The organism is Streptomyces sp. TRM64462, from assembly GCF_013362995.1.
Taxonomy (GTDB): domain Bacteria; phylum Actinomycetota; class Actinomycetes; order Streptomycetales; family Streptomycetaceae; genus Streptomyces.
The window spans coordinates 1-5,645 of sequence record NZ_JABWDV010000020.1; the positions used below are offsets into that span (position 1 = coordinate 1).

Genomic DNA, 5,645 nt, shown 5'->3' on the forward strand with positions numbered 1-5,645 from the left:
CCAGCGCGGTCCCCGCGGGGGCGGTGACGAGCACGTCGCAGGCGCGCCGCGCGGTCTGCCCGCCGGGCGGCGACGCGAGGACGGTCAGCCGGATCTGCATTGCCGTCAGCGGTCCCTTCTGCGCGGCGCGCCCGGCAGCGGGGGGACCCGGGGCCCCGGCCCACGACGTTCCCCCCACCCGCGCACGGACGCGTCGTCCGGTACAGGTCGGCACAGACGGACGGGACTCCCGACCCCGCGCCGCGCCGTGCAGGATGCATCCTCCCACCTGCCAGGGCCCGTTCGCCCGCGTCTCGGCAAGAAATGATCATGAATCCGGGGGTCCGCCGGGGGAAACCCCTGCTCGCCCGCCCCGGAAGGATCATCCGAACGCGGGGCAACCGGGCATGCCGGACATACGTCTGTCCCCGTACCGGCCCTCGCGTCTGTCCCCGTACCGGCCCTCGGCAGTGCCGCACGGGACCAGGGGCGACCCCCCTCCCGGTCCCCGGCGGGACCGGGCCGGACCACCTGGCCGGACCGTTCGAACAGAGCGGAACGGCACTAGAGTGGGTCGAACGCAAAACTCCGGACCACGACCGCAGGGAGCGCATGACGTGCGGCCAGTCGGCAGTAAGTACCTGCTCGAGCAGCCGCTCGGACGCGGCGCCACGGGCACCGTCTGGCGTGCCCGCCAGCGGGAGACGGCGGGCGCCGAGGCGGCCGTGCCCGGCCAGCCGGGCGAGACCGTCGCGATCAAGGTCCTGAAGGAGGAGCTCGCCAACGACGCGGACGTCGTGATGCGCTTCCTGCGCGAGCGCTCCGTCCTCCTCCGCCTCACGCACCCGAACATCGTGCGCACCCGCGACCTGGTGGTCGAGGGCGACCTCCTCGCCCTCGTCATGGACCTCGTCGACGGCCCGGACCTGCACCGCTACATCCGCGAGAACGGCCCCCTCACCCCGGTCGCCGCCGCCCTCCTCACCGCCCAGATCGCGGACGCGCTCGCCGCCAGCCACGCCGACGGCGTCGTCCACCGCGACCTGAAGCCCGCGAACGTCCTGCTCGCCGAGCGCGACGGTCAGATGCACCCGATGCTCACCGACTTCGGCATCGCCCGCCTCGCGGACTCCCCGGGCCTGACCCGCACCCACGAGTTCGTCGGCACGCCCGCCTACGTGGCGCCCGAGTCCGCCGAGGGCCGCCCGCAGACCTCCGCCGTCGACGTCTACGGCGCCGGCATCCTGCTGTACGAGCTGGTCACGGGCCGTCCCCCGTTCGCCGGCGGTACGGCCCTGGAGGTGCTGCACCGGCACCTGAGCGAGGAGCCGCGCCGCCCCTCCACCGTGCCCGGGCCCCTGTGGACGGTCATCGAGCGGTGCCTCAGCAAGGACCCGGACCACCGCCCCAGCGCCGAGAACCTCGCCCGCGGCCTGCGCACGGTCGCCGACGGCATCGGCGTGCACGCGACGCCCGCGCAGATCGAGGCCGCCGAGGGCGTCGGCGCCCTCCTCGCCCCCGACCCGTCGCCCGCCCCCGTACCCGGTGCGCCGGCCCCCGGTGTCCCGGGCGCCGCCGACGCCACGCAGGTCCTGCCCAACACCGGCCAGGGCGGCGGAGCCGCCCAGTACGATCCGGCCGCCGCGACCAGCGTCCTCCCCACCAGCGGGCCCGGCACCCCGCCCGGCACCCCGCCGGGCACCCCGCCCGGCGCCGCCGACCCGACCGCGGTCATGCCTCCCGTACCGCCCCGCCCGGACGGCGCGCCGCAGGGCCCGCCGCAGCCGGAGGAGCCGCACCCGTGGCAGACCCAGCTCCGCGCCGCCCGCGACCGCAACGAGCAGACGCAGGTCCAGTACCTCGACCCGGCCGAGGACCCCCTGCGCCGCCGCCCCCAGCGCCGCCCGCAGCCGCCCGAGGCCCAGCACCGGCAGCAGCCGCCCCAGCAGCCGTACCGGCCCCAGCACCAGCAGCACCAGCAGTACGGGCAGCCGCCGCAGCACCAGCAGTACGCCCCCCAGCCCCAGCCCCAGCCGCAGCACCAGCAGCGGCCGCAGCCGTACGCGCCCGCCCCGCAGGCGCAGCAGCAGCCGCCCCGGCAGCAGTACGCGCCGCAGCCGCAGGCCCAGCGGCGCCAGGCCCCGGAGCCGCCCGCGCCCCGCCCGCCGCGCGAACCGCGCCGGCGCAGCGCCAACCCCATGCGCATCCCGGGCCTCGGCTGCCTCAAGGGCTGTCTGTTCACGATCGTGCTGTTCGTCGTCGCCGGCTGGCTCATCTGGGAGCTGACCCCGCTCCAGGACTGGGTCGCCCAGGGCAAGGGCTACTGGCAGGCCATCGGCGACGCGGTGTCGACGGTGTCCGACTGGATCTCCGACCTGAGCGGCAGCGGCGGCGGTACCGAATCGGGCGACGGCACCACGACTCCGTAACAGCCCGCCCCGTGACAGCGGGTAACTGTCGGCAACCTTGCCGATTTGTCGACATCTCGGGGACCTCGGAGGGGTGATTTCCCCTCCGGCGTGAATACCGGCCGCCCCGCCCGCGTAACTTGGTCGGGAACGCCAGCCGCTGAGGGAGCAGTCTTGGCACGGAAAATCGGCAGCCGGTACACGGCTCACCAGATCCTGGGGCGGGGCAGCGCCGGAACGGTGTGGCTCGGCGAGGGTCCCGAGGGCCCCGTCGCCATCAAGCTGCTGCGTGAGGACCTGGCATCGGACCAGGAGCTCGTCGGACGCTTCGTCCAGGAGCGCACCGCCCTCCTGGACCTCGACCACCCGCGCGTGGTCGCCGTACGGGACCTGGTCGTCGACGGTGACGACCTGGCCCTCGTCATGGACCTCGTACGCGGCACGGACCTGCGCAGCCGCCTCGACCGGGAGCGCAGGCTCACCCCGGCCGCGGCCGTCGCGATCACCGCGGACGTCGCCGATGGCCTCGCCGCCGCGCACGCCGCCGGGGTCGTCCACCGGGACGTCAAGCCCGAGAACATCCTGCTCGACATGCAGGGCCCGCTCGGCCCGGGCGGCGCCCACCCGGCGCTCCTCACCGACTTCGGCGTGGCCAAGCTCATCGACACCCCGGCCCGCACCAAGGCGTCGCACCGCATCATCGGCACCCCCGACTACCTGGCCCCCGAGATCGTCGAGGGCCTCCCGCCCCGCGCGGCCGTCGACATCTACGCCCTGGCCACGGTCCTGTACGAGCTGCTGGCCGGCTTCACCCCGTTCGGCGGCGGCCACCCGGGCGCGGTGCTGCGCCGCCACGTCACGGAGACCGTCGTACCGCTGCCCGGCATCCCGGACGAGCTGTGGCAGCTCATCGTCCAGTGCCTGGCGAAGGCCCCCGCCTCCCGGCTGCGCGCGTCGGAGCTGGCCGCCCGGCTCCACGACCTGGCGCCGCTGGTGGCGCACATACCGCCGCTCGACGTCGACGAGCCCGGTGCGGAGCCGCACGCCGAGGCGTACGAGGACGACCCGTACCCGACGCTGCCCGACGCCCCGCGCAGGGCCGCCGTCCCCCTCGTACCCGGCTCGTCCCCCGACTCCAACCGCGACACCCACACGTCGATGCGCGTCCCGGGCCCGGACGAGCTGTCCGGCGGCCCCCTCGGCACCGCCCGCGCGCCGCGCGCCCCGGGCCAGCGCCGCCCGGGCTCGGCCCGCAACAAGGCCGCGGTACGGCGCCGCCGCCTGGTCGTCTCGGTCGCCGGCGCGGCCCTGGCGGCGGCGCTGGGCGTCGGCACCTGGCTCGTCACGGCCCCCGACACACCGGACGCCCCGGCCCCCGACACCCCGCGCTCGGCCCCGGTCCGCTGACGGTGCCGCCCCCTCGGGGGGCGGGGGTTCCGCGGGCAGCCGTTACGCTGGACCCGTGGCAGTCGTCGACGTATCCGAAGAGCTGAAGTCCCTCACCTCGACCATGGGGTCGATCGAGGCCGTCCTGGACCTCGACAGGATGAGGGCAGACATCGCCGTGCTCGAGGAGCAGGCGGCCGCACCGTCCCTGTGGGACGACCCCGAGGCGGCGCAGAAGATCACCAGCAAGCTGTCCCATCTCCAGGCCGAGGTCCGCAAGGCGGAGTCGCTCCGCAGCCGGATCGACGACCTCGGTGTGCTCTTCGAGCTCGCCGAGGCCGAGGACGACCCGGACACCCTCGCGGAGGCGGAGGCCGAGCTGGCCGACGTACGCAAGGCGCTGGACGAGATGGAGGTCCGTACGCTCCTCTCCGGCGAGTACGACGAGCGCGAGGCCCTCGTGACCATCCGCGCCGAGGCCGGCGGCGTCGACGCCTCCGACTTCGCGGAGCGCCTCCAGCGCATGTACCTGCGCTGGGCCGAGCGGCACGACTACAAGACGGAGATCTTCGAGACGTCGTACGCGGAAGAGGCCGGCATCAAGTCGACCACGTTCGTCGTGCACGCCCCGTACGCGTACGGCACGCTCTCCGTCGAGCAGGGCACGCACCGCCTGGTGCGCATCTCGCCGTTCGACAACCAGGGCCGCCGCCAGACGTCCTTCGCGGGTGTCGAGGTGCTGCCGGTCGTCGAGCAGACGGACCACATCGAGATCCCGGAGAACGACCTCCGCATCGACGTGTACCGCTCCTCGGGCCCCGGTGGCCAGTCGGTCAACACCACGGACTCCGCGGTCCGCATCACGCACATCCCGACCGGCGTCGTGGTCTCCTGTCAGAACGAGAAGTCGCAGATCCAGAACAAGGCGTCCGCCCTCCGCGTCCTCCAGGCCCGCCTCCTGGAGCGCCAGCGCCAGGAGGAGCGCGCCAAGATGGACGCCCTGAAGGGCGACGGCGGCAGCTCCTGGGGCAACCAGATGCGCTCGTACGTCCTGCACCCGTACCAGATGGTCAAGGACCTGCGCACGGAGCACGAGGTCGGCAACCCCCAGTCCGTGCTCGACGGCGAGATCGACGCCTTCCTGGAGGCGGGCATCCGCTGGCGCAAGAAGCAGGAACAGCAGGACGCGTAGCCGCGTCAGCGCGTAAGCGCGGCCGCGCCCCGCGCCCCCTCACGTCGTATCGGCGCCGGACCTCATCCCGAGGTCCGGCGCCGATTCGCTGTCGCAAGCGGTGCACCGCCGTTCTCCTCGCTTTGTCGACAAGGAAATCGGCCTGAGTCCGGCGCCGCTTCCCGGTTTCGTCACAGTTGCATCCCCGCAGGTCAGTCAAGATCCATCATTTCGGACATCGCGTGTGTAACGACCTTGACGGTCTTTCCAAAACTGGGAAAGCTGACGCGCGGCATGCGCATGTCCGGGGCGCGTGTGACCGGGGGGACGGCACGAGACGACCCCCAGCGTCCTTCGCCCCGCGCGCTGCACCACTGACAGACACAGCTACTGGGGGTAGCAGCTTTATGACCAACAAGACGCGGGTCCGGGTCGCGCGGATAGCCGCCGGTGCGGTGATCGCCGCCGGTGCTTCGCTGACCGCCGCGGGTGCCGCTCAGGCGGTGGGGATCGAGATCGGCCTGTCGGCCGACACTCGTGACAACCCGACGTGCAGCCCGCTGGACCCCAACTGCCAGACGACGACGCCGCCCACGACGACCCCGCCGACCACGACGCCGCCCACGACGACGCCGCCCACGACGACCCCGCCGACGACGACCCCGCCGACGACGACGCCGCCGACGACGACCCCGCCGACG

Annotated in this window: 5 protein-coding genes; 3 read left to right on the forward strand and 2 right to left on the reverse strand. The window is 73.9% G+C overall.

Annotation, left to right across the window (positions count from 1 at the left end; translation table 11 throughout):
- Positions 1-214, reverse strand: a 214-nt coding sequence (locus tag HTZ82_RS33015; protein ID WP_375540764.1) for a hypothetical protein, incomplete at its 3' end; no start/stop codon positions are given.
- A 382-nt stretch (positions 215-596) separates the two neighbouring features.
- On the opposite strand from HTZ82_RS33015, the gene HTZ82_RS00970 reads away from it, so the two are divergent.
- From HTZ82_RS00970 to prfB, 3 genes are all read left to right on the forward strand, one after another.
- Positions 597-2,408: a serine/threonine-protein kinase gene (locus HTZ82_RS00970; protein ID WP_175407315.1), complete on the forward strand. Its 1,812-nt coding sequence runs from the start codon at positions 597-599 to the stop codon at positions 2,406-2,408.
- Positions 2,409-2,561: 153 nt separating this feature from the next.
- Positions 2,562-3,794 (forward strand): serine/threonine-protein kinase, encoded by a 1,233-nt coding sequence (locus HTZ82_RS00975; RefSeq protein WP_175407316.1) that lies wholly within the window; start codon positions 2,562-2,564, stop codon positions 3,792-3,794.
- A gap of 55 nt (positions 3,795-3,849) precedes the next feature.
- On the forward strand, positions 3,850-4,965 hold the full coding sequence (gene prfB, locus HTZ82_RS00980) for a peptide chain release factor 2 (protein ID WP_175407317.1): 1,116 nt from the start codon (positions 3,850-3,852) through the stop codon (positions 4,963-4,965).
- Positions 4,966-5,440: 475 nt separating this feature from the next.
- Here the strand turns inward: prfB and HTZ82_RS32840 are convergent.
- A partial coding sequence (locus HTZ82_RS32840; RefSeq protein WP_175407318.1) for a hypothetical protein occupies positions 5,441-5,645 on the reverse strand: 205 nt, incomplete at its 5' end.